The organism is Neorhizobium sp. BT27B (assembly GCF_050455485.1).
In the GTDB taxonomy this organism is placed as follows: Bacteria; Pseudomonadota; Alphaproteobacteria; order Rhizobiales; family Rhizobiaceae; genus Neorhizobium.
Genome location: NZ_JBCIYT010000011.1, coordinates 42,216 through 66,210, shown reverse-complemented (window position 1 = coordinate 66,210; position 23,995 = coordinate 42,216). Strand labels below are relative to the sequence as shown.

18 protein-coding genes and 2 pseudogenes are annotated in these 23,995 nt (G+C 59.4%); 13 read left to right on the top strand and 7 right to left on the bottom strand.

What is annotated here, in order from left to right; translation table 11 throughout:
• Positions 1-2: 2 nt before the first annotated feature.
• Genes nirB through cysG form a run of 4 tightly spaced genes read left to right on the top strand, consistent with a single transcriptional unit; the run spans position 3 to position 6,951 of the window.
• Entirely contained in the window at positions 3-2,465 is a 2,463-nt protein-coding gene (gene nirB / locus AAIH70_RS24235; protein ID WP_430035970.1) for a nitrite reductase large subunit NirB, read from the top strand.
• Positions 2,466-2,470: 5 nt separating this feature from the next.
• On the top strand, positions 2,471-2,809 hold the full coding sequence (gene nirD, locus AAIH70_RS24230; protein WP_430035968.1) for a nitrite reductase small subunit NirD: 339 nt from the start codon (positions 2,471-2,473) through the stop codon (positions 2,807-2,809).
• Positions 2,810-2,816: 7 nt separating this feature from the next.
• Positions 2,817-5,474, top strand: a complete 2,658-nt coding sequence (locus AAIH70_RS24225; RefSeq protein WP_430035966.1) for a molybdopterin-dependent oxidoreductase — start codon at positions 2,817-2,819, stop codon at positions 5,472-5,474.
• Entirely contained in the window at positions 5,446-6,951 is a 1,506-nt protein-coding gene (gene cysG, locus AAIH70_RS24220) for a siroheme synthase CysG (RefSeq protein WP_430035964.1), read from the top strand. Before AAIH70_RS24225 ends, cysG begins: the two co-directional genes overlap by 29 nt.
• 604 nt (positions 6,952-7,555) lie before the next feature.
• Here cysG and AAIH70_RS24215 read toward each other — a convergent pair.
• The 3 genes and pseudogenes from AAIH70_RS24215 to AAIH70_RS24205 form a co-directional block, all read right to left on the bottom strand.
• Complete coding sequence (locus AAIH70_RS24215) at positions 7,556-8,086, bottom strand: hypothetical protein (RefSeq protein WP_430035962.1); 531 nt, start codon at positions 8,084-8,086, stop codon at positions 7,556-7,558.
• Positions 8,087-8,214: 128 nt separating this feature from the next.
• Positions 8,215-8,616 (bottom strand): annotated as a pseudogene (locus tag AAIH70_RS24210) (exodeoxyribonuclease III); the annotation flags it as partial.
• A 19-nt stretch (positions 8,617-8,635) separates the two neighbouring features.
• Positions 8,636-9,205, bottom strand: a pseudogene (locus AAIH70_RS24205) (IS630 family transposase); the annotation flags it as partial.
• Positions 9,206-9,275: 70 nt separating this feature from the next.
• Here AAIH70_RS24205 and AAIH70_RS24200 point away from each other — a divergent pair.
• Positions 9,276-10,313 (top strand): IS110 family transposase, encoded by a 1,038-nt coding sequence (locus AAIH70_RS24200; RefSeq protein ID WP_430035960.1) that lies wholly within the window; start codon positions 9,276-9,278, stop codon positions 10,311-10,313.
• A 132-nt stretch (positions 10,314-10,445) separates the two neighbouring features.
• On the opposite strand, the gene AAIH70_RS24195 is transcribed toward AAIH70_RS24200, so the two are convergent.
• The 4 genes from AAIH70_RS24195 to AAIH70_RS24180 all read right to left on the bottom strand — a co-directional run bounded on the left by AAIH70_RS24195 (position 10,446) and on the right by AAIH70_RS24180 (position 13,825).
• Complete coding sequence (locus AAIH70_RS24195; RefSeq protein WP_430035958.1) at positions 10,446-11,045, bottom strand: helix-turn-helix domain-containing protein; 600 nt, start codon at positions 11,043-11,045, stop codon at positions 10,446-10,448.
• A 330-nt stretch (positions 11,046-11,375) separates the two neighbouring features.
• A complete protein-coding gene (locus tag AAIH70_RS24190; RefSeq protein ID WP_430035956.1) occupies positions 11,376-12,434 on the bottom strand; it encodes an NAD(P)H-dependent flavin oxidoreductase in 1,059 nt (352 codons plus the stop codon).
• 78 nt (positions 12,435-12,512) lie between these two features.
• Complete coding sequence (alaE, locus tag AAIH70_RS24185) at positions 12,513-12,977, bottom strand: L-alanine exporter AlaE (protein WP_430035954.1); 465 nt, start codon at positions 12,975-12,977, stop codon at positions 12,513-12,515.
• Positions 12,978-13,057: 80 nt separating this feature from the next.
• On the bottom strand, positions 13,058-13,825 hold the full coding sequence (locus tag AAIH70_RS24180; protein ID WP_324185270.1) for an alpha/beta fold hydrolase: 768 nt from the start codon (positions 13,823-13,825) through the stop codon (positions 13,058-13,060).
• Positions 13,826-14,107: 282 nt separating this feature from the next.
• Here AAIH70_RS24180 and AAIH70_RS24175 point away from each other — a divergent pair, with 282 nt between their 5' ends.
• The 8 genes from AAIH70_RS24175 to AAIH70_RS24140 all read left to right on the top strand — a co-directional run bounded on the left by AAIH70_RS24175 (position 14,108) and on the right by AAIH70_RS24140 (position 23,993).
• Positions 14,108-15,871: a monovalent cation:proton antiporter-2 (CPA2) family protein gene (locus AAIH70_RS24175; RefSeq protein ID WP_430035952.1), complete on the top strand. Its 1,764-nt coding sequence runs from the start codon at positions 14,108-14,110 to the stop codon at positions 15,869-15,871.
• Between the two features lie 36 nt (positions 15,872-15,907).
• Positions 15,908-16,936, top strand: coding sequence for a homoserine dehydrogenase (locus tag AAIH70_RS24170; RefSeq protein WP_430035950.1), 1,029 nt, complete (start codon positions 15,908-15,910; stop codon positions 16,934-16,936).
• Complete coding sequence (locus AAIH70_RS24165) at positions 16,933-17,634, top strand: glutamine amidotransferase (protein WP_430035949.1); 702 nt, start codon at positions 16,933-16,935, stop codon at positions 17,632-17,634. The genes AAIH70_RS24170 and AAIH70_RS24165 overlap by 4 nt, the downstream gene beginning before the upstream one ends.
• A gap of 528 nt (positions 17,635-18,162) precedes the next feature.
• Positions 18,163-19,035 (top strand): class I SAM-dependent methyltransferase, encoded by an 873-nt coding sequence (locus AAIH70_RS24160; RefSeq protein WP_430035947.1) that lies wholly within the window; start codon positions 18,163-18,165, stop codon positions 19,033-19,035.
• Positions 19,036-19,592: 557 nt separating this feature from the next.
• Positions 19,593-20,630, top strand: a complete 1,038-nt coding sequence (locus AAIH70_RS24155; RefSeq protein ID WP_430035945.1) for an LLM class flavin-dependent oxidoreductase — start codon at positions 19,593-19,595, stop codon at positions 20,628-20,630.
• Positions 20,631-20,663: 33 nt separating this feature from the next.
• On the top strand, positions 20,664-21,686 hold the full coding sequence (locus AAIH70_RS24150) for a LysR family transcriptional regulator (RefSeq protein WP_430035943.1): 1,023 nt from the start codon (positions 20,664-20,666) through the stop codon (positions 21,684-21,686).
• A gap of 31 nt (positions 21,687-21,717) precedes the next feature.
• On the top strand, positions 21,718-22,653 hold the full coding sequence (locus AAIH70_RS24145; RefSeq protein ID WP_153353381.1) for a pirin family protein: 936 nt from the start codon (positions 21,718-21,720) through the stop codon (positions 22,651-22,653).
• Positions 22,654-22,742: 89 nt separating this feature from the next.
• A complete protein-coding gene (locus AAIH70_RS24140; protein ID WP_430035941.1) occupies positions 22,743-23,993 on the top strand; it encodes a DUF5996 family protein in 1,251 nt (416 codons plus the stop codon).
• The last annotated feature ends 2 nt before the right edge of the window (positions 23,994-23,995 follow it).

Sequence of the window (23,995 nt, the reverse complement as noted above, 5' to 3'; positions counted from 1 at the left end):
CCATGCCAGAGACCGACATTCAGAAACTCGTCATCATCGGCAATGGCATGGCGCCGGGACGCATGCTGGAGCACCTGTTCGAACAGGCACCGGGACGCTATCAGGTTACCATCTTCAACGCCGAACCACGCGTCAATTACGACCGTATCATGTTGTCGCCAGTGCTTGCGGGCGAAAAGACCTATGAACAGATCGTCATCCACGGTGATGGCTGGTACATCGAAAACGGCATCACGCTCTACAAGGGTCATCGCATTGTTGCGATCGATCGCGCCGCCAAAACCGTGACCTCGGATCAGGGCATCACCGAAGGCTACGACAAGCTGGTGATTGCCACCGGCTCCGCGCCCTTTATTATCCCTGTTCCCGGCAAGAATCTTCCAGGCGTCATCAGCTACCGCGATCTCGATGATGTCGAGGCCATGCTGCTGGCCGCGCAATCCCGCGAGAAAGCAGTGGTCATCGGTGGTGGCTTGCTGGGGCTGGAAGCAGCGGCTGGTCTAGCCCAGCGCGGCATGGATGTGACCGTGTTGCATGTCAATCCGACACTAATGGAGCGGCAGCTTGATCCCGCAGCCGGTTATCTGCTGCAAAGGGCAGTGGAAGACCGCGGCATCAAGGTTATCTGCAAGGCCAATACCAAGGCCGTGATCGGCGACGGAAAGGTCGAGGGCGTCGAGTTGGACGACGGCCGTATCGTTCCGGCGACGCTGGTGGTCATGGCGGTCGGCATTCGTCCGAATATCGGGCTGGCGAAAGAGGCGGGCCTCGCCGTCAATCGCGGCATCGTCGTTGATGCCGGCATGCAGACGTCAGATGGCGACATCTATTCCGTCGGCGAATGCGCCGAGGTGGACGGGATGGTCTATGGCCTTGTCGCGCCGCTTTACGAGATGGCGCGTATCGCCGCTTCGCATCTGGCCGGAGATGCGAAACCCGCCTTCGTGCATTCCGATACGCCGACAAAACTCAAGGTCACCGGCATCGATCTTTATTCGCTCGGTGATTTCGCTGATGCCGACGACCGCCAGGAGATCGTGCTGCGCGATGCCACTGCCGGCATCTACAAGCGCCTCGTGCTGAAGGACAACCGCATCATCGGCACCGTGCTTTACGGTGAAACCGGCGATGGCGCATGGTTCAACGACCTCAAGAAAAAGGCCGTCGACATTTCCGACATGCGCGACACGCTGATCTTTGGCCAGGCCTACCAGGGGGGCGCCCCACTGGACCCTATGGCGGCCGTTGCAGCCTTGCCGGATGATGCGGAAATCTGCGGCTGCAACGGCGTCTGCAAGGGCAAGATAACCTCGACGATCACGGCCAAGGGCCTGACCTCGCTGGACGAGGTTCGCGCCCATACCAAGGCATCCGCTTCCTGCGGCACCTGCACCGGACTTGTCGAGCAGTTGATGAGCCTGACACTGGGTGACGCCTATAACCCAAAGGCGGTGCAGCCGATGTGCCCCTGCACAGAGCTCGGCCACGATGACGTACGCCGCCTTATCAAGGCGAAGGGTCTAAAGACCATCCCGGCAGTGATGCAGGAACTGGAATGGAAGACTTCCTGCGGCTGCGCCAAATGCCGGCCGGCGCTCAACTATTATCTCGTCTGCGATTGGCCGGATGAATATGCCGACGATTACCAGTCGCGTTTCATCAACGAGCGTGTGCACGCCAATATCCAGAAGGACGGCACCTATTCGGTCGTGCCGCGCATGTGGGGCGGCGTTACCAATGCCGCCGAGCTGCGCGCCATTGCCGACGTGGTCGACAAGTTCGAGATCCCGATGGTGAAGGTGACCGGCGGTCAGCGCATCGACCTGCTCGGCATCGAAAAGGAAGACTTGCCAGCCGTCTGGGCCGATCTGGGCAAGGCCGGCTTCGTGTCGGGACAGGCCTATGCCAAGGGCCTGCGCACAGTCAAAACCTGTGTCGGCTCCGATTGGTGCCGGTTCGGCACGCAGGATTCCACCGGGCTGGGCATCCGGCTCGAAAAATTCATGTGGGGCTCCTGGACACCGGCGAAACTGAAGCTTGCCGTTTCCGGCTGTCCACGCAACTGCGCCGAGGCGACCTGCAAGGATATCGGCGTTATCTGCGTCGACAGCGGTTTCGAGATCCACTTCGCCGGCGCCGCCGGTCTCGACATCAAGGGCACCGAGGTTCTGGGGCTTGTGCATACCGAGGATGACGCGCTCGAGCATATCGTCGCGCTCGCCCAGATGTACCGCGAACAGGGCCGTTATCTAGAACGCATCTACAAATGGGCCAAACGCATCGGGCTCGAAGAAATCCGCCGGCAGATCATGACGGACGAAGAGAAGCGCCGTGGTTATTACGACCGCTTCGTTTTCAGCCAGAAATTCGCCCAGGTCGATCCGTGGTCGGAACGTGTGTCCGGCAAGGACAAGCACGAGTTCAAGCCGATGGCGACGGTCGGCTTCAATCAGGCGGCCGAGTAGAGGAGATGGACATGAACTGGTATCCGATCGGCGATATTTCCGACATCCCGCTTCTCGGCGCACGTTGCGTGAAGACGCCGCATATGAAGATCGCGGTCTTTCGCACCGATGAGCATACGGTGCATGCAATCGAGAACCGCTGCCCCCACAAGGGAGGACCACTGTCAGAAGGCATCGTGCACGGCACGGCCGTGACCTGCCCGCTGCACAACTGGGTGATCTCGCTCGAAACCGGCAGGGCGCTGGGCGCCGATGAGGGCGAGGTGCGGGTGATTCCCATCCGCAACGAGGACGGAAAGCTGTTCATCGCGTTGGAAAACGTGATGCTGGAAGCTGCGGAGTAAGGCGCCCATGTCCGTCGAGACGAAAACCACCTGTCCCTATTGCGGCGTCGGCTGCGGCGTCGTTGTTGCCGTGGCGGACACCGATGCTGTAACGGTGAAGGGCGATCCGGACCATCCGGCCAATTTTGGTCGGCTCTGTTCCAAGGGTTCGGCTCTGACTGAGACGATCGACCTCGACGGACGCGTGCTTTACCCGGAAATCGGTGGCCAGCGGGATGGTTGGGACCGGGCACTCGACCTCGTGGCGCAACGCTTCTCGCAAGCAATCGCCGAGCATGGGCCGGATTCTGTTGCATTCTATGTTTCCGGCCAATTGCTCACCGAAGACTATTACGTCGCCAACAAGCTGATGAAGGGATTTATCGGCTCGGCCAATATCGACACCAATTCCCGGCTTTGCATGGCCTCTTCGGTTGCCGGTCATCGTCGCGCCTTCGGTGCCGACACGGTGCCGGGAACCTATGAAGATCTGGAACTCGCAGAGCTCGTCATCCTGACCGGATCGAACCTCGCCTGGTGTCATCCCGTCCTCTATCAGCGGCTGGCCGCAGCAAAGGCCGAGCGGCCGCAGATGAAGATCGTCGTCATCGATCCGCGCCGAACGATGACATGCGACATAGCCGACCTGCATCTGGCGATAAAGCCGGATGGCGATGTGGCACTGTTCATGGGGCTGCTTGCCCATCTCGCCGGAACAGGCGCGGTCGACGCAGTTTATGTAGCTGCCCATACCAAGGGTTTCGATGAGGCCGTCGCCGCGGCCGCCGGGCTGTCTGAACCGGAATTAACGATGCGCACAGGCCTGCCGGCCCAAGAGCTACAGCGTTTTTTCCGCCTGTTCGAGCAGACACCAAAAACCGTCACTTGCTACAGTCAGGGCGTCAATCAGTCGTCTTCCGGCACAGACAAGGTCAATGCCATCATCAACTGCCATCTGGCCACCGGTCGCATCGGCCGGCCGGGCATGGGGCCATTCTCGCTGACCGGCCAGCCGAACGCCATGGGCGGCCGCGAAGTGGGCGGGCTTGCCAACATGCTCGCCGCCCATATGGCAATAGAAAACGAAAGCGACCGGGAGCGCGTGCAGCGCTTCTGGACCTCGCCGATCATGGCGGCGAAACCCGGCCTGAAAGCGGTCGACATGTTCAAGGCGGTTGCAGACGGACGCATCAAGGCGCTGTGGATCATGGCGACCAACCCGGTCGTTTCCATGCCGGATGCCGATTTCGTCGAGGCTGCGATCAGGGCCTGCCCTTTCGTGGTCGTTTCCGACGTCTTGCGCCACACCGACACGACACGCCACGCGCACGTGCTTCTGCCTTCGCTCGGATGGGGTGAAAAGGACGGCACTGTCACCAATTCAGAGCGGCGGATTTCCCGGCAACGCGGCTTTCTGCCGCCGCCCGGCGAGGCCCGCGCGGACTGGTGGCAGATGTCGGAGGTCGCCCGGCGCATGGGTTTCGACGGGTTCGACTACGCCTCGCCAGCGGAGATTTTTGCCGAACACGCAGCTCTTTCGGCTTTCGAAAACAACGGTCGTCGCGATTTCGATATCGGCGCCTATGGCGATATCGATGATAATGCCTACAACAGGCTTGCACCGTTTCAATGGCCACAGCCTGTCGGCGCGGCCAGGCATGCGAGCCGCTTTTTCGCCGACGGCGGCTTCTACCATCCCGATAGCAAGGCGCGCTTCATCGCCATAGAAGCTGCCGCAACGACCGCGCGCACCAGCGTCCGGTATCCGTTGACGCTCAATACCGGTCGCATCCGTGATCATTGGCATACGATGACGCGAACAGGCAAAAGCGCCCGGCTCTCCAGCCATATCGCCGAACCGTTTGCGGAATTTCATCCTCGTGACGCCATGGAGCTCGGCCTCTCTCCGGCTGATCTGGTCGAACTCGAAAGTCCTTCCGGCACGGTGATCACCCGTGTCCTAATAAGCGAGCGACAGGCATCCGGAAGTGTTTTCGTGCCGATGCACTGGAACGACCAGTTCGCCGCCAAGGCGCGGATCGACGCGCTCGTACCGCCGCTGACCGACCCAGTCTCGGGCCAGCCTGCTGCAAAAAACGTAGCGATTGCAGCCCGCCGGTTTCCCGCGAGTGTTTACGGCTTTGCCGTTTCAGCCGGAAAGCCCTCAGTGTCTGCAACCGATTATTGGGCGATCGCGAAAGCAGATGGCGGATGGCGCACCGAGCTGGCATTCCGGGACAGGGTCGATGACTGGACAGACTGGTGCCGCGATACTTTTGCAATTTCCACTGATATCGAACCGCTCGGGTATACCGACAGGCAATCCGGCGAGCAGAGGCTTGCCTTTTTTGATGGCAACAAGCTTCTGGCCGCCATTTTCCTCGCCGGCCAGCCCGTCGCAGTTGCCCGCAACTGGGCAATTGGCCAGTTGCGGGCCTCCCATTCCGACCTGCGCAAACGCTTTGCCATTATTGCCGGTCGGCCCGGAGCGGATCAGCCCGACCCCGGCGCCACCGTCTGTTCCTGTTATTCGATCGGCGTCAATCGCATTGTCGCCGCCATTCGAGGCGGCTGCCACAGCGTCGAAGCCGTTGGCAAAGAGACCAATGCCGGAGCCAATTGCGGCTCCTGCCGCGCTGAGATCAGGGGGATCATCGATGGATGTCTTGCAGCAGCCGCGGAATGATGCGCCGGCCCGAATGGCGCCGCTGGCGAAACTGCCCGTCTTCTGGGCGCTGGAAGGCCAGCGTGTCGTCGTTGCGGGTGGATCGGATGCCGCCGCCTGGAAAGCCGAACTGCTCGCGGCCTGTGGGGCGCAAGTGCATGTCTATTCGGACGAGCTCTCCGATACGTTCCAAAAACTGATATCGCGGGGGACGGACCATCCGCAGGGCTGCTTCGTGCACCACGACGCACTCTGGACCACCGGAGCCTTCACGGGCGCCACACTGGCCATCGGCGACTGTGAGGACGATGCCGAAGCGCAAGCCTTCTTCGACGCAGCGCGCGCGGCCGGCGTGCCGGTGAACGTCATCGACAAACCGGCCTTCTGCCAGTTCCAGTTCGGCTCGATCGTCAACCGCTCACCCGTCGTCGTGTCGATCTCGACGGACGGCGCGGCGCCGATCCTGGCCCAGGCAATCCGGCGAAAGATCGAAACACTGCTGCCGCTTTCCTTGAAGGGCTGGGCGGAGATGGCCCAACGGGTGCGTGAAAGGGTCAACGATCGGCTTGCTGTCGGTCCGCAACGGCGCGCCTTCTGGGAACGGTTTGTGGACCGAGCCTTCCAGACACCGGCGGATGCGGAAAGCGAGGCCGTCCTTCTTGACGAAGCCGCGCACGTCGCAACATCCGCGCAGGAGCAAGGCCGTGTGACGCTTGTCGGCGCCGGTCCGGGTAACGCCGAACTGCTGACGCTGAAGGCTGTCCGCGCCCTGCAGGCTGCCGACGTCATCCTGTTCGACGATCTTGTCTCCGACGAGGTGCTGGAGCTCTCGCGCCGCGAAGCCAAGCGCATGCTGGTGGGTAAACGCGGCGGTCGCGAAAGCTGCCGACAGGAGGACATCAATTCGATGATGCTGACACTGGCAAAAGCCGGCAAGCGCGTGGTGCGACTCAAATCCGGCGACCCGATGATATTCGGCCGTGCCGGCGAGGAAATCGCCTGTCTCGAAGACGCTGGGATCGGAGTAGACGTGGTGCCAGGCATAACCGCCGCAAGCGCAATGGCCTCCCAACTTGGTATATCGCTGACCCATCGCGATCATGCGCAGTCAGTTCGGTTCGTCACCGGACATTCACGCAAGGGCACATTGCCCGACAATCTTGAGTGGACGAGCCTCGCCGACCCGAAGACCACAACCATCTATTACATGGCGGGCCGCACGGCAGGTGAACTCGCCGAAAGGTTGGTCGCTGCGGGGCTACCCCCGGACACACCGACGGCCATCGTGCAGTCCCTGACACGAAAAGACGAAAGGCGATGGTCCGGCAGCTTGAGCAAGCTGGGCGCAGCAATGTGTAATATCGGATTTGATCAGCCCGTTCTTATCGGGGTCGGCGCCGTATTCCAGAGTGAGAAGAAAGCTGCGGATTTGCAGGTAGCTTTGCCATATGCTCTTGATGGGATTGGAACCGTCGACCACGACAATCTACGAGAATAGCAAACATTGTTTTTTCACAGAAATCCGCCAACACTAACGGCGATGCACGCCTGCCTAGGTCGATGAATGTGACAGGAGTCCAGGCCCCGAAGAGATAAGGCCCTTATGTACCCCTTTCGCGGAGCCAACGGCTAGGAAGGGCAACGTACTCGGACCATTCCAAATTGTCGTTCCGAATACGGACGGCAAGATGGATCGACCGTACGAAGCTGGAGCTGCGATAGCACGATCAATCAGGATTCTATTCGATCAGAAGGATCGGCCGGGAAGTGAGAATAGGCAAATGGTTTGCCACACCTGGATGTCGCATCACACTTCGACGAAGCTGCACTGTGGTGAGAAGACGTGTGTCTGTACAGGTGTCATTGCAGCAGGTCTGCAAGCCTCTTATATGCTGCCGTAGGAACAACAGATAGCGGCCTACCCCTGTTGCATACAGGCGCCGAGAACAGACTTGGTTCTTGACTTTTCGGTACAGAGTTGGCATATTGCGTGTGTTGCAGAGACGGACTTCAGCAGCAGCTCGCCAGGAAACTGGTTCACACCCAAGTGTGGAATAACCAAGAAGCGTCCGACTTAAAGGCTCCTACGGGAGCCTTTTCCATTATGGTGCCGGCTTCACGCCTTTTCCCGTCCAGATATTGTGAACGATGACGTTGAATCGAACCGGCTTTACATTTTTGGCGTAGGGCTGTTCCGGTCGCATATGCGCCGTCGTGATAAAGAGGTTTAACCCGGCCTTCTTTCCAGCCTTCGAGAGCGTAAAAAACACCGAGTAATATTGTTTGGTGCCCGTGCTGTCGATGATCTCAAACACATAGAAATTACCATGGGCGCCGTGATGGAATTTCCGGTCTGCGAGCGATCTGAAGATCTCGGGTAAGAATTTTGACTGGGCGTGACGGTCGAACTCAAATATCCGGGTTTCGCGGCTATCTCTATAAGCGAGCTCCGCTGGTATGCTTTCCCCTTTCCGCGCACCGCGCGTAAAGCAATGCATCGAATAGGACACATTCAACCTATAGCTCCGCTCCGGCTTGCCATCCTTTGCCGGCACGACAAGATCGTATTCGAACGGATCGAGATGACCTAGATCGTAATCCGTTTCCTGATATCTGAATGCTCTCCACTTCATAAAATCTGCATAGCGCAGCAGGACGATAGGTATAGGAAAATCTGGCTATAGGTTGAGACGACTGGTTTTTAGCTCGATCCTCCAAGGTCCCCCGGCCGACCGCCAGTTGGCTCCCTATTCGCACCTCATCATTTCCTCCTCTTGACCTTATTATCGGACAGCTCGATCCACACCGGCGCGTGATCGCTGGTGTGCTCCCAGCCGCGAACATGCTTGTCGACCTCAGCTTTTTTCAGTCGCTCGGCAAGGTCGGGACTGAGCAGGAAATGGTCGAGCCTCAAACCCGCGTCGCGTCCATAGGCATTTCGAAAATAGTCCCAGAACGTGTAAATGCGCTCTCCCGGATGCATTTCGCGCAGCGCATCAGTCCATCCTGGAGCGACGAGGTTTCGGTAGGCTTCCCGGACTTCGATGCGGAACAGCGCGTCCTCAGTCCAACGCTCCGGCTTATAGACATCTAACTCCGTCGGCATGACGTTAAAATCACCTACCAGGACCACGGGTACTTCCAGCCCCAGCAGCTCGGCGGCTTATACCAACCGTCATTGATTAGAACCCTTGCGCCCATTGTTGGCGGCCGATGGACATGATCTTCCATGGCCGCTCCTGCAGGGTTCTCCATGCATGGCAGCAGTGATCGACGATTTCCTCGTAGGATTTGAAGACGCGGTTGGAGAGCCAGTTGTCCCTCATGAACTGCCAGACGTTTTCGACAGGGTTCAGTTCTGGCGATTTCGGCGGCAGCGGCAGGATGGTGATGTTTCCAGGCACGACGAGATTGTTGGACATGTGCCATCCCGCCTGATCCATCATGAGGATGGCATGGGCGTCGTCTGCGACGTTGCGGGATATCTCGATCAGATGCTGGTTCATGGCATGGGTGTCACACCGTGGCATGACGAGAGCCGCTGCTTTGCCGAGCCTTGGGCAGATCGCACCGAATATGTATGCCGAGCGCGTGCGCTGGTCGTGTGGGGCGGATGGTCTTGATCCCCGCTTCGCCCAGCGTCGCGTGATCTTGTTCTTTTGACCTATTCGGGCTTCGTCCTAATACCAGATTTCGATCCTTTTGCCTTTGGCGGGGCCGGCGGCGATTTCTGCCACTGCGGTGGGGAAGTTATGGAATGGCTCGCCCCTCCCTCCCACATCGTGCATTTTGCATGACGGGGTTTTAACGAGGAGAAGAGCAATGCAGATCGCCGTGTTGGGTATTGATCTTGGAAAGAACAGTTGCAGTGTTGTTGGATTGGACGAGCGCGGCCAAGTCGTGCTTCGGCGACGGTTGCGCCGCGAGAGCGTCATCAAACTCGGCTCAACTCTGCCGACGTGCATAATGGCAATGGAAGCGTGCTGTGGCGCCCACCATGTTGGTCGGCAGCTTCAGTCTCAAGGTCATGACGTTCGTCTGATGTCACCCGAATATGTGCGCCCTCACGTAAAGGCTCAAAAGAATGACGACCGTGACGCAGAGGGAATAGCAGAAGTGGCCACGCGACCGACTATGCGTTTCGTTGAAATCAAGGAGGAAAGGCAGTTGGATATGCAAACCCTCCATCGTGCGCGTGACCGTCTTGTCGGGGAACGAACTGCATTGATCAACCAACTGCGGGCGATCCTTTTGGAGCGGGGCGTTACCGTTCCACAAGGCCGTCGTAAGCTCGAGATCTGGCTTGACTTGGAAACTGACGAAGAAAAGCCCTCCCTCAGTCGCCGAACGATGGCTCTTATTGCGGATATGCGTGCACAGTGGAGTGAAATGGATCGCCGCATTGCAGCTTTTGACGATGAATTCAAAGCCCATGCCCGGTCCGATCAACCATGCCGGCTTCTGGCCACTATCCCTGGCATTGGACCTCTCAATGCGACTGCGTTGGTTGCGTCAGTTGGGGAGGCGCAAACCTTCGGACGCGGCAGAGACTTGGCGGCCTGGCTAGGCCTTGTGCCACGACAGATGACAACCGGGGGAAAACCGAGATTGCTTGGTATCACCAAACGAGGAAATGGATATTTGAGAAAGATGCTAATCCACGGTGCGCGCGCAGCTCTTCCGATGCTTTCCAAATCTCCGACAGCTCTTGGCGACTGGTTGCGGGGGCTACTTGGTCGCGCTCACAAGAACAAAGCGATCGTCGCGCTTGCCGCAAAGTTAGCGCGTATCGTGTGGGCTGTTTTACAAAGCGGCCGTCCCTACAAAGATAACAGCTTGGATTCGGTGGTCCAAGCATAACCAAATAATCGGCAACGATCGCCGCCGGCGGGCGCTGCTGAAGATATCTGCATGTGGTTGTGAAAGATGGCCTGACTGTCGAACGGTGTTCCGAAATCCTGGTTAAAAAAATGGCGCTAGCCGCCGAGGAAGTTATGAGGATCGGAATGCGCGGAGCTCCATCTTGGCCAGGGATTTGCCCTGAGACCGGATACGTTGGCGCAGACTGTTTAGACATCTATCAAAACACTTGCAGACGGGGCGAGCCATACGTTTTTTAAATGCTTCTACCGCTTCTGCGTCCTGAGCATGATGCCGGGGGCGCGCCGAAAGCTTGCGATACCCCATAGCGCGCACCTCGCGCCCCAAGGTCTCTTCGCTCACCGAGACCCGGAATTCCTCCCAAATCCATTGAGCCAGATCACACAGGCGCCATCGAACGACCCCATCCAGATACGGGGTCGGCCCGCGTTCAATAGCCCGCGCCAGGGCTGCTCGCTGTTCGTCGTTCAGCAGCGAAGGCTTGCCATTGATCAGGCCGTCGGCACCCCGATCATTGAAACGCACGACCCAGTCGCGAACGATTTGAACCGTGACACTGCCGAGACGAGCGGCATCACCGCGCGAGCCGCCATCATAGATCGATGCAAGCGAAAGAAGTCGCCGAGCCTGATCGGCATTACGTGTCTGCCGAGCCAGAAGCCGCAGCTTCGCCCCATCAAAATCCGACCGCAATGAAATCGCTGAACCCATCGCAAACCTCCCGTTTGCACAATAGATTCAGATTCGACGGCATTTGGGAATCCCGTGAGTCAGATTCACTGACGACTGGTATTAGTCGTGTAGATGCTGAAACCAGCGGAGCTTGTAGTCGAACTTGGCTTAAGCAAAACGGGCATGCGATCGTTGAAAGGCCTGATCTTCTCGAATCGCCGCCATGCCAACAGCGCCAACGGCAGCGCACAGTAATACTAGCTAAGTTTACTAGAGACTTAAAGGTATAGCCTCAATGTATTGACATGGCCGCGCGAATGGTGACAAGAAATACGAATTGATCCGTTAAGAGCCGTGTCATCGCGACAGCTAAACAGGCGCGTTTGTGCCTGCAACCTCTTCGAGAAGCGTCTTTACGAGTTGCGCTGCTGGGAATTCCCGGGCGAGCAGCGCCCCCTGCCCTACCCAATGAGCGGCAAATTCGTTGGTGCCCTCCCTCGTCGCAGCTGCATGAAGCTGCTTTGCCAGATCATATGCTATCGGGTAGTCGGCTGGCGGCAGTCCTGCGCCCGCCTCGCCGTGCTCGATCAGCCGGTTGACAATCCCGCGGGCGGGCCGGCCCGAAACCACGGATGTCAATTTTGTTAAGCCAGATCGACCGCTCTTAAGAATTGCACGGTATCCCTCATCGGCCGCCGATTCAGGACACAAGATGAAGGCTGTGCCTAGTTGGGCGGCCACGGCACCCTGTTCGAGCGCGCTCTTGATGCCGAGGCCATCCATTATGCCGCCAGCCGCGACCACAGGTAGCCTGCTCTTTCGGACCAACAGCCGGACCAAAGGAATTGTACCGAGTTGATCGTCTTTTGCGTGGGGATCAAACATGCCGCGATGTCCTCCAGCCTCGATACCCTGGGCGATTATGCCGTCGACACCGGCTGCTTCGATTGCCCGCGCTTCCTGCAGGTTAGTCGCTGTTGCCAGCGTCTTGATGCCAGCCTCCCTGAATGCGGCTATCTTTTCGACCGAAGGAATGCCGAAATGAAAACTGACGAATCTGGGGCGCACCTCTAGAAGCATTCGGAACGCGTCCTCATTGACAACAAAGGTCTGGTAGATCTCGTTGAGACTTTCCGGCGGCTCCGCACCAAATTTATCGAAAAATGGAGAAAAATGGCTGATCCAAGCTGCCTCGATGGTCCTGTTTCGCCGCGGTGGAGCGTTGCAAAAGACGTTTACGTTGATCGGCTTGTGGGTAAGTGACTGAGTTTGAATGATTGCTGATCTTGCCTGGTCAACCGAACTTGCACCCACCCCAAGTGAACCGAGGGCACCAGCGTTGGAAACCGCCGCAGCCAGAGCCGGAGTAGAAATACCTGCCATTGGTGCCTGGATAATCGGGTGAGCTGTGCCCAATAACTTGATCATGATGGATTCCTTAGTTTTCGAACCTTCGCAGCCTGGCGTCAGGATTGGGAGAAGAAGGCAGGTGTGGTCCGGCTCTTCTCAGTTATTGAGCGACATCGGTTTAGTTCCGCCCCTGGGCAGACCGAAAACGCGTCTTACCCAATTAAGGAATAATCCGTAAGGCCGCCCGAGAACCAGCATCATAACTGTTGCGCCAATGATACCACTCAGCAACCCGGCCCCCGCTGCGCCGCTCACCGCGATAATGGCCGCGTAAATCGGCACCTGGAAAGTCATGAGCGCAGCGCAGTCCCAGATCAGTTGCGAAAGCGCCGTCTCCCTAGCGCGCTTCATGATCCAGTCACGCCAAAGGCCATAAGGCCGCGCAACCGGCACCATAAAGACCGCTCCCAGCAGCCGGGCATGAAAGACCTGCTCCCATGTCATTCCGGCGATCATTCGCTCGTTGATTATGCCTGTCGTCGTAAAGAAAAGAAGAAGCGACAGTGTGTCGGCAATAAAGGATCGTCGACCGACTGATTTTTCCTCCGGACTAACAGGCATGAAGTCGTCCCCTCCTGTGTTCCACACATCATGGCTTGCAGTACTGGCGCCTGAAGCCACGAGCTGTCTTCCAAATCCATTTATTTGGAAGCTTCCTCAATCAGTTCCGCTACGACCTCTGGTTTCGAGATCATGACTACGTGCGACGCACCTTCGACGACGACCGTGCGCTTAGAGCCCGCGCGATCGGCCATAAACCCCAGCGCCTTGGCCGGAATGTTCTTATCGCCGTCACCGTAAACAAAGTAGGATGGGAGTGATTTCCAGGCAGGTTCGCCAGATTTCTCTGTCAGTGCGGCTTCGGTGATCGGCCGTTGGCCGGCGGCCATCAACGCGGCAGCCTCGGAGGGAACGTCGTGAGCAAACTGGTGATGGAATTTTGCCTGATCAATGTAGAGATCGACTCCACCTCCGGACAGCTTGACCGGAGCGGCTAGCGCTTCTCCGAGCGTTCCGCCTGGAAACTTACCCGCCAGATCAGCCGCCGCTTCTCCAGCTTCCGGTGCGAACGCTGCCACGTAGACGAGCGACCTGACGTTATCGTGTCCGTTCGCGGCAGTCGAGATAACCTGGCCGCCATAGGAATGTCCGACGAGAACCACTGGTCCTTCGATGCCCGCGACGACGTCAGAAACAAGGCGCGCGTCGCTCGAGACACTGCGCAAGGGATTAGCAACAGCAACGGCTCTGTATCCGTCTCGCTGAAGTCGGGTAATCACGCCGTTCCAGCTTGACGAGTCTGCAAATGCCCCATGTACGAGAACGATGGTAGGCTTTGCTTGTTGAGCGACAGCAGTTCCGGACAAAAGGGCGCTTGCAACGACAGCCGTGACGGCAAAATTGGACATGGAATTCTCCCTGAGTTCGTAGTTGATGCGATAAGCGGGGTTGATTGTATTTCATTAGTTCGCAGAATTTCGTGAAAGCAGCTAGGGAATAGGCGTTCCTCTATTCGCGACAGACTTTTGCAATCCACGCGTCTATTCAGCCAGTTCACGCAACGTTACGGATCGCTTTACAGAATTGGCAAGGAACGATCTCCAAGTACAGCCAGCTGCATGGCTCAAAGGTGAGCTGCCAAACGCTCGTGGCTGCGTGCCGGGCAAGCTGACAAAACGGGAGGCGAATTCATGGCTGAAGCAAGCTTGGGACAGACGATCGGGCCTGCGATCGTTCTGATGGGAGCGGCCGTGGTCGCAGTGCCGCTGTTCAGGCGGCTCGGGCTCGGTTCGGTCCTGGGCTATTTCGCCGCCGGCGTGCTGGTCGGCCCGTCAGTGCTCGGATTGTTCGCCGACGCCCTGTCGATCCTCCACTTCTCGGAGCTCGGCGTGGTGATGTTCCTGTTCGTGATCGGGCTGGAGCTGCGCCCGTACAAGCTGTGGGCCATGCGCGGCCAGATTTTCGAGCTGGGGCTGGTGCAGGTCGCCTTTGCGATTGCGGCCCTTGCGCTGACCGGCATGCTGGTCTTCGGTCTTTCCGGGCCGGTGGCCTTCATCGCCGGAGCGGGTTTCGTCCTCTCCTCGACGGCCGTCATCATGTCGGTCCTGCAGGATCGCGGCGAGACCTTGAGCGTCGAGGGCCAAAAATCGGTCTCGATCCTCCTGTTCGAGGATCTGATGATCGTCCCGCTTCTGGCGGTGGTCGCGTTCCTGTCGCCCTTGTCTGAAGGGCAGGCGGGCTGGACGGACATCCTGCTGGCGCTCGGCGCGCTGCTGGTTCTTCTGGGCGTGGCAAAATGGGGCCTGAACCCGTTCTTCGCCCTGCTGGCGCGGTCGCGAACGCGCGAGGTGATGACGGCGGGCGCGCTGCTGGTGGTTCTTGGCGCCGCCTTGCTGATGGCCGGGTCCGGGCTGTCGATGGCAATGGGCGCCTTCCTCGCCGGCGTCATGCTGTCGAGCTCCAGCTACCGGCACCAGATCGAAAGCGACATCGAGCCGTTTCGCGGCCTGCTCATGGGCCTGTTCTTCATGGCCGTCGGCATGTCGCTCGATCTCTCGGTAGTCGCTGCGGAATGGCGGGTTCTCCTGTCCATGCTGGTCGCATTCACCATTGCAAAAGGCGCCGTGGTCTATGCGGTGGCACGATCGTTCGGCAGTTCCAATCATCAGGCCTTGCACCGCACCTCGATGTTCCTGCAAGGCGGCGAATTCGCCTTCGTGCTCTATGCCGCCGCAACCACGGGCGGCGTGATCGGCGTTCGCGAAAATGCACTCTTCACCACCGTGGTGATCTTCTCCATGGCGCTGACCCCGCTTCTCATGATCGCGGCTGAGCGGCGGCTCAAAGGCGAGGCGTCGATGGATGGCGTCGACGTCGCCCGTGATCTTGATGGGCGGGTGCTCATCGTCGGTTTCGGACGTTTCGGGCAGATCGCGTCGCAACTGCTGCTGTCCAGAGGTGTCGGTCTTTCCGTGATCGACATGAACCCCGACCGTATCCGCGAAGCCGCGCGGTTCGGGTTCAAGGTGTTTTTCGGCGATGGCACCCGACTCGATACCCTGCACCACTCCGGCGCCGGCACGGCGGAGGCGCTGATGATCTGCGTCGACGATCCCAAGGCCGCTCTCCAGATCGTCGAACTTGCACAGCACGAATTCCCTCAGGCCAGGATACTCGTGCGCAGCTATGATCGCGGCCACGCGGTGGAACTGATCCGCGCCGGCGTGGACTATCAGGTCCGCGAGACGGTCGAATCCGCCTATCTCATGGGGGCGGAGGGCCTGCGGGCGCTGGGTTACGCCGAGATGGATGTCGAGGAAGCGTCCGAAGACGTTCGCCGACGGGACAATGAGCGACTGTCCGAGCAAGTGCAGGGAGATGACATGTCCGGCCGCGACCACCTGCACATCCGTCCTGTTCCGGAACCGCTTATCGGACCGGCTGCATCGCGATAAGGTAAGGCGTCTGGAAGCGAAAGAGCCGAGGGGAAGATGAAGACCTACAAAATCGCCATCGCAGGTTTCGGAGGCGTGGGACGCGCGACGGCAAGCCTGCTTCTGTCCCGGCGGATGCGCTATCGCGACGTCTACGGCGCGGATGTCCGGCTGGTCGCGGTCTGCGGATCGCGGTCGGGCATCGCGGATGTGGACGGTCTCGAAGAGGAACGGCTGCTCACGCTCGAGGACGGTTTGTCCGGCCCGGCCTTCATCGAGGCGAACGGCGCCGACATCCTGATCGAGGCGGGGCCGAGCGATTTCCGCACCGGCGGCCCGGGGCTTGCCTATATCCGGTCGGCCTTGTCGGCCGGGCGTGACACGATCGTCATCTCGAAAGGCGCGCTGGTCCATAGCGGAGGGCAGTTGCGCGAGCTTGCCCGGGGCTCCGGCGCGATGCTGAAACTCAGTGGTGCCGCCTCCGCCGCCCTCCCGACCGTCGATCTCGTCGACCATAGCCTCAAGGGCTGTAAGGTGCTCTCGGTTGAGGGCATCCTGAATGCCACCACCAATTACCTGCTCGACGCGATGACCACACGCGGGATCGGCTTCGAGGCGGCCTTGCGCGAGGCACAGCAGGGCGGTTTCGCCGAGGCCGATCCGCGCAACGATACGGAAGGCTGGGACACCGCCTGCAAGCTGCTGATCCTTGCCAATTTCGGCCTCGGCGCCGATCTGGACATGGATGATCTGACCGTCGAGGGCATACAGTCAATCACCGGGGACCGTATCGAGGCATGGCGCAGCGAGGGGCTCGTTCCGAAACTCATCGGAAGGCTGACGCGCGTGGACGGCACGTTTCGCGCCGCGGTCGGCATCAGGACCTATCCGCTCGCCGACCCGTTCGCCAACATCCACGGAAAGGACAAGGCGATCCGCATCGTCACCGACGCGATGGGCGAAACGATCGCGATCGGATCCGGCAAGGAGCCGCTGGCCACCGCCGCCGCGGCCCTGAAAGACCTCGAACACATCCTGGCGGCGCGGATCGCAAAACCCCTTTCGGCTTCGGAGACGATATCATGACGAAACGCAAAGTTCAGGCCATTCGCCATATAGGCTTCGAGGATCTCGGCAGCTTTCAGGCGCCGTTGCGCGCGGCCGGTTATGAGATCGAATATGTGGACGTGGCGGAACAGGAGGTCGCGAGCCTCGATCCGCTGGCTGCCGATCTTCTCGTGGTCCTGGGCGGCCCGATCGGCGTCAACGATCATGCAGCCTATCCGGTTATCACCGAGGAGATCGAGCTGCTGCGGGCGCGTCTCGCCGCCGACCGGCCGACGCTCGGCATCTGCCTCGGCGCGCAGGTAATGGCCGCCGCGCTGGGTGCTCGCGTCTATCCCGGGTCGCAGAAGGAGATCGGCTGGTCGCCGCTCGAACTCACGGCGACCGATACGCCCAACCCTCTTGCCGCGCTGCATGATGTTCCGGTTCTGCATTGGCATGGCGATACGTTCGATCTGCCGGAGGGATGCGCGCGCCTCGCTTCCACTCCGATCTGCCACAACCAGGCCTTTTCGCGCGGGCCGAACATTCTCGGCCTCCAGTTCCATCCAGAGGCGCTTGCCGCACGGTTCGAGCATTGGCTTTTGGGCCATGCGAGCGAACTGGCGACGGCGGGCGTCAGTCCCGTCGCGCTGCGCCGCGACACCGCGCTCAACGGAAAAACGCTCGAGGAGGCCGGCACCCGCCTGCTGGCGGAGTGGCTGGCAAGGCTCGCCTGATGGCAGCGTAAGCGAGGAGACATCGATGAAAGCAGCAGTCTATGACAATCCCGGTCCCCATCAGTCCTGACATATGCCGAGGTACCCGATCCGGTCTGCGGACCGGACGATGTCCTGATTGCCGTCGAGGCAATTTCGGTTGGGGGCGGCGACCTGATCAACCGGCGCCTGACGCCGCCGCCGCAGTCCCCGTAGATCGTCGGTTATGCGGCCGCCCAGACGGTGGTATCGGTCGGTGAGACGTAAGCGACCGCACGGTCGGGCAGAAGGTCACGGCCTCTTCACGGGCCTGCTCTTCGAGAGGCTGGACGTACATGGCTGGTGGACGATTTTTCAGATCGGTAGCCAAGAAACACCTCGATGTTGCGATCGATTGAACGTTTCCGCTGCAGACGTAGGGTTGGCACACGATGCAGAGACGACCAGACCACTTGGTCGCGATAGAATTACGTCCACCCCTCAATAATTGGCTCTACGCTTAGTAACGAACGCCTTGTCCAGCGTTCAATAACGGAAACGAGAACTCTTATGGTTAAGTCTGAGCTTCCGGAGAAAACCGCCAGCGCGCAATCAAGCTGGATCCCAATCGCAAGGTCGGCTTTAGACCATCCCCACATGACGGATGATTTTGCCCATGTATATGAGATGACCGCGAACCGGAATACAGGGCAGGTCGCCTCCGTGGCCCTGGATCGCATGGGAGGTATCGAGTGGGACACCACTGTCCTCGACATCGCGGCTGGCGCTGGTGCACTGAGCGTTCCGGCGGCTCTTCGTGGCGCAGCGGTGCTCGCCATTGATCATGCACCAGGTATGGTCAACCTTTTGAAACGACGGCTCGCGCCATTTCCATCGAGTGATGCAACGCTGATGGATGGTCAGCAGCTCGCTCTGGAAGATGACTCCTTCGATGCAACATTCTCACTCTTCGGAGCCAGTATCTTCCCGGACTGGCGACGCGGTCTGATGGAGCAGGCGCGCGTGACCCGGCGCGGCGGGAAAGCCTGTGTGGCGACATGGCGTAGACCGCCGGGCGGCGGTCCGTTCATGGTCATGGCGCAAGCGCTACGCTTGGTGTTTCCCGAGATGCGACCGCCTGCGCCTCCCGAGGGGTTTCTCCTGCTTTCCGAACCCGATCGGTTGGCCAAGGAAATGGCTCACGCCCACCTTTCCGCGATTGACGTCGAAGAGATCGAGACCGTCTGGGAAGGCCCCGCCGGGCACGCTTATCTTGACGAACTTCGTGACTTGCACAGCTATATGGGCGTCTACGCGCAGCTTGATAGCGATAAACGACGGCGTGTCGACGCGGCAATACTTGAGGTGATCGACGGATTGGCAAGCGGCAACACGGTTATCCTCCGCGCAACCGCCGTTCTGGCCGTGGGAACGAAACGATGAAGCGAGTTTGTTTCTCGGCTTGAGTGCGGTGGCCAAGCCGCTTCAGGCTGGCTCCCGATCCGAGGCTGGGCCTGACCTCCAGAGGCCCAGTCTTTGCCTAAAACGTCCGATCAATCTCTCCATGAGTGCTCCAGCTACCTGGTAATACTGATGCAGCTGAAACCTGAATGCCTGCCGGCGGTCGTGGCTGTAAGATCGTAAGTGGCAAAAGCACACCCGATGCAATCTGTCCGGAGGTAAAATGGCAGGGAGATCGGCTTCTTCACCCCCCCTCCACCTCGTTGGTCGCGATCGCCATTGTATGCCTGCCACGAGGCAATCTCGCAGATTCGGGCCGATACTCTTTTGTCCACCCGGAAGATGCCATGCCTCCGCGCCGGGAATAAGCCGGGTGGGCATGCAGATCCTCTTGCAAATGGCGTTCCCCATTTTGCGACAGAGCTTCCCAGGATCGAGCACTATCGCATGACCGGCTGTGGTGCCACTCTCAGACTGTCGGTGGCCGTGCACCCGTGGAGAAAGAAGCTCTGCGCTAAAAATCTTTCAAAGGACCCATAATGGAAATCGGTATCGACAGTTTTGCAGCTATCCTCACAGATCCGACGACGGGTCAGGTTCCCTCGGCCACCATCCGTATGGCAGAACTGATCGAGGAAGTCGAAGTGGCGGACCGCGTTGGACTGGACGTGTTCGGTATCGGTGAACATCACCGCGCAGAGTTTCTCGACTCCGCGCCGACGATCATACTGGCTGCCGCTGCGGCACGGACCAGCCAGATCAGATTGACGAGCGCGGTAACAATTATAAGTGCCGCCGACCCCGTGCGGGTTTTTCAGGAATTCGCAACCCTCGATCTGATTTCCAGGGGTCGAGCGGAAATCGTTGTAGGTCGCGGGTCCTTCGTCGAAGCTTACCCACTGTTTGGCTTGGACACGCGTGACTACGACGATCTTTTTGCGGAAAAGCTCGATTTGTTGCTTGCTCTGCAAGAGTCGACGAATGTGAGCTGGGAAGGGCGTTTCCGACCGCCGCTCCGCGGACAAGGCGTCTATCCCCGTCCTCATCAACAACGACTTCCGACATGGATCGGTGTCGGCGGCACGCCGCAGTCGTTCGCGCGCGCCGGTGCGCTTGGTCTTCCCTTGATGATCGCCATCATAGGCGGAAGCTTTGAGCGCTTTCGTCCGCTCGTCGATCTCTATCGGGAAGCTGGTAAACGCGCAGGGCACAGCCCCGAGGTGCTCAAGATCGGTGTTCATGCGATGGGCTTCGTCGGCGAAAGCAATGCTGCAGCCAGGGATGCCTTTTTCCCTGGCTGGGCGCATCTGACAGCGAATATCGGTCGCGAGCGCGGCTGGTCGCCGCCGACGCGTCAGCAGTTCGAGACCATGGCGGGACCCGAAGGGGCATTCCTGGTTGGTGATCCAGCGACGGTGGCAGCCAAAATGCTGCGGGCCAGTGAAACACTGGCTGGCGTATCACGCATCACCTTCCAGATGAGCACAGCCGCTCTCGATACTTCAGCAATGAAACGATCAATAGAACTGCTGGGCAATGAAGTGGCGCCGGTGGTCAGAGCAGCACAACACGCTTGACAGCTAGGCTTGATCGCAAAACGGGGACACAAAATGGACATCGAAGATCTGCGGACCTTTGTCGAAGTTGCAGATTCCGGAGGTGTATCGCCGGCGGCGCGCCGGTTAGGGGTTTCCAAGTCGATGGTCAGTCGGCGGCTCGCCCGACTCGAGGTGGAACTCGGTGTTCAACTTCTTGCGCGCACAACCCGGGGTGCGGGCCTCACTGAGGCGGGCGTTACGTTTCGCGATTTCGCGGCAAAGACCTGCACCGAAATAGACATTGCACGCGAAACGATTTTGCCCGAAGGCGACCTTCGTGGACGCTTGAGAGTTTCCGTTCCGCTGACATCGGGCCCAATGCACTTCGCCTCCGTTCTTGCAGAAATGGCGCGCCGCCACCCGCAGCTTCAGATCCACGCCGAATATAGCGACCACTGTGTCGATCTGGTTGCAGAAGGGTTCGACTGCGCGATTCGAGTCGGCGCGTTGCGTGACTCCAACGTGATCGCGAAGCGCGTAGGCGAGATTTATTTCAAGCTCGTGGCCAGCCCCGACTATATCAGGGTTCATGGCTCACCTGAATCGCCAGATGAAATCGCGACCCATCAAGCCTTGCTAGGTATCGAGGCGTGGCGGTTCCTGGAAGGCGACAGGATCATCACCGTGCAGGCACAGGGTCGCTTCAGCTCCAACAACGGCGCGGCGATAGCCAAAGCCGCAGCTGAGGGGCTTGGCATTGCATGGCTTCCGGACTGTGTCACCCATAAATATCTTGCCTCAGGCGCTCTCGTCCCAATCATGACCCGCTTTCCGCTGCCCGTCGGGGATGTTCATGTTGTCAGGCCATCCAGCATCCATCCACCGCGCAAGGTGCGTATCCTTTCCGAATATCTCATCGCATCTTTCGAAAAACTTCGCGGGGCGTCGGGTGCGGATAACCGATCACCCAATCCTGATCACGAGCTCACATCTCTCAATAGTACGTCGGGCGCGGAACTCCGCCTGAAGAGAAATAACTCCGTCTCAGATGATGCCTTCAGAGAACAGCAGCAACCAATTCACTCCGCGATGTAAATCGCCTAACAGATAAGAAAGGTTTCCTCACATGAGCTGGAACCCTGCAATTGAACCAGGCTGTCCGGACGAGGTCGGAATTGACGCGATCGAAACGCTGATCATTCCGCGCGCCCGCGACCTTGGCGGCTTCGAGGTTCGGCGCGCCCTGCCTGCCCCGAAGCGACAGATGGTTGGACCATTTATCTTCTTCGATCAGGCAGGACCGGCCGAGCTCCTGACAGGCCAGGGCATCGATGTCCGGCCCCACCCGCATATCGGGCTTGGCACGGTCACATACCTCTATCGCGGCGACTTTCATCACCGCGATAGCACGGGAGCGGATCAGATCATCCGTCCCGGTGCGTTGAACTGGATGGTCGCCGGCCGCGGTGTTTCCCATTCGGAGCGTACGACGGCCACGGCCCGAACCGGGCCGAACAGCCTGTTCGGCATCCAGACCTGGCTCGCCCTACCGGAAAAGAATGAAGACATGGCGCCGACGTTCAACCACTACGGCGAGGAGATGCTACCAGTCATCGAGGATCAAGGGGTGTCGGTTAGGCTCATTCTCGGCAACGCCTACGGCAAGACCGCTCCAGCAACCATGTTCTCCGAGACATTCTACGCCGATGTCACACTGGGTCCGAGTGCTCGCCTGCCGATGCCGGACAATCACGAAGACAGAGGCATCTACATCGTCGAAGGCTCGATCTCGATCGCCGGCCAGGAGTTTGAGGCACCGCAGATGATGGTCTTCCGCCCCGGCGACAGGATCACGGTTGCAGCCGGCCAAAAAGGCGCTCGCCTGATGATCCTCGGCGGCGCTACGTTATCTGGACCTCGCTACATCTGGTGGAATTTCGTCGCCTCGTCGAAGGAGCGCATCGAGGAAGCCAAGGCCGAATGGCAGGCGCAGAAATGGGGCGAAGGCCTGTTCGACTTGCCGATCGACGATCGCGACGAGCATATACCGCTTCCGGAATAACGACAGTAGCGTGATCGCCTGGGCGGTCGATCAAACCGAAACAGCATTCACCGCCTCGTCGTGTTTCGGCAGAAAATGGAGTAAATAAAATGAGCAATCTATGGCCACGCCTCGACTACCTCAGCTGGCGTGAAACGTGTTCCGCTCTGCACCTCTACCTGCAGATTGTCGGCAAATACCGGCTGGCTCATACACCCTGGCTCAACCATTCCTGGAACGCGACTTTCTACGTTACCCCTTCCGGCCTGACGTCCTCTCCGATCCCTGATGGCCCTGGCATCGAGATTGTGTTCGACTTTCATGAACATGCGGTCATTGGTTCGAATGGTGACGGACGGCGAGCCTCGTTTGCGTTGGGGACATCTACCGTCGCAGGTTTCCATGCCAATTTCACCCGTCTGATCTCCGAACTCGGCGGCAATCCCGACTTCCATGGCCAGCCAAATGAAGTGGCGGACGCCGTGCCGTTCGATGAGGACCGTCGGGAACGCTCGTATGACCGCGACGCCGTCCGGAAGTTTCATGAGGCACTGATGGCGATAGACCGGGTATTCAAAGCGTTCCGGACATCCTTCATCGGGAAATCCAGTCCTGTGCATCTTTTCTGGGGCAGCTTCGATCTGGCCGTTACCCGGTTTTCGGGACGGCAGGCGCCAATCCATCCTGGCGGCGTACCGGCACTGCCGGACAACGTCGCGCAGGAGGCCTACGACCGCGAGGTCTCTTCGGCAGGCTTTTGGCCGGGAGGCGGCGGCATCGACTATCCCGCATTCTATGCCTATGCCTATCCCGCACCGAGCGGTTTCAGGGCTGCGTCTGTCCGGCCTGATACGGCATTCTGGCACGAGGGCCTGTCGGAGTTCATCCTGCCTTATGAGGCGGTTCAGGCTGCGGCCGATCCTGACGAAGCGCTCATGGCGTTTCTCGTCTCGACTTACGAAGCTGCCGCTGATCTTGGACATTGGGATCGAGACCAGCTCGAGTGCACGCACGGTCAGCGCGGCAAAGTTCGGGAACTGAGTGCGAAGACCCCGGAGAAGGCCACTTCTTCGGTTAGCGAGGAGGTGGAACGGGAAGATGGGGCGTCGAAAGGGCGCTACCGGATCGTGGTTGAGGGCGTCGAAGCGGAGATGACCTACAGTCGAGCTGGCACACAGCTCATCATCATCGACCACACCGACGTCCCCGCGGCTTTACGGGGGAGAAAAGTTGGTGAGCGGCTTGTGCGCCAGGCGGTCGAAGATGCCCGACGCGAGGGTGTTTTTATCATTCCCCTTTGCCCGTTTGCGAAAGCCCAGATTGAGCGACATCCTGAATGGCAGGATGTTCTTCGCAGGTGAGC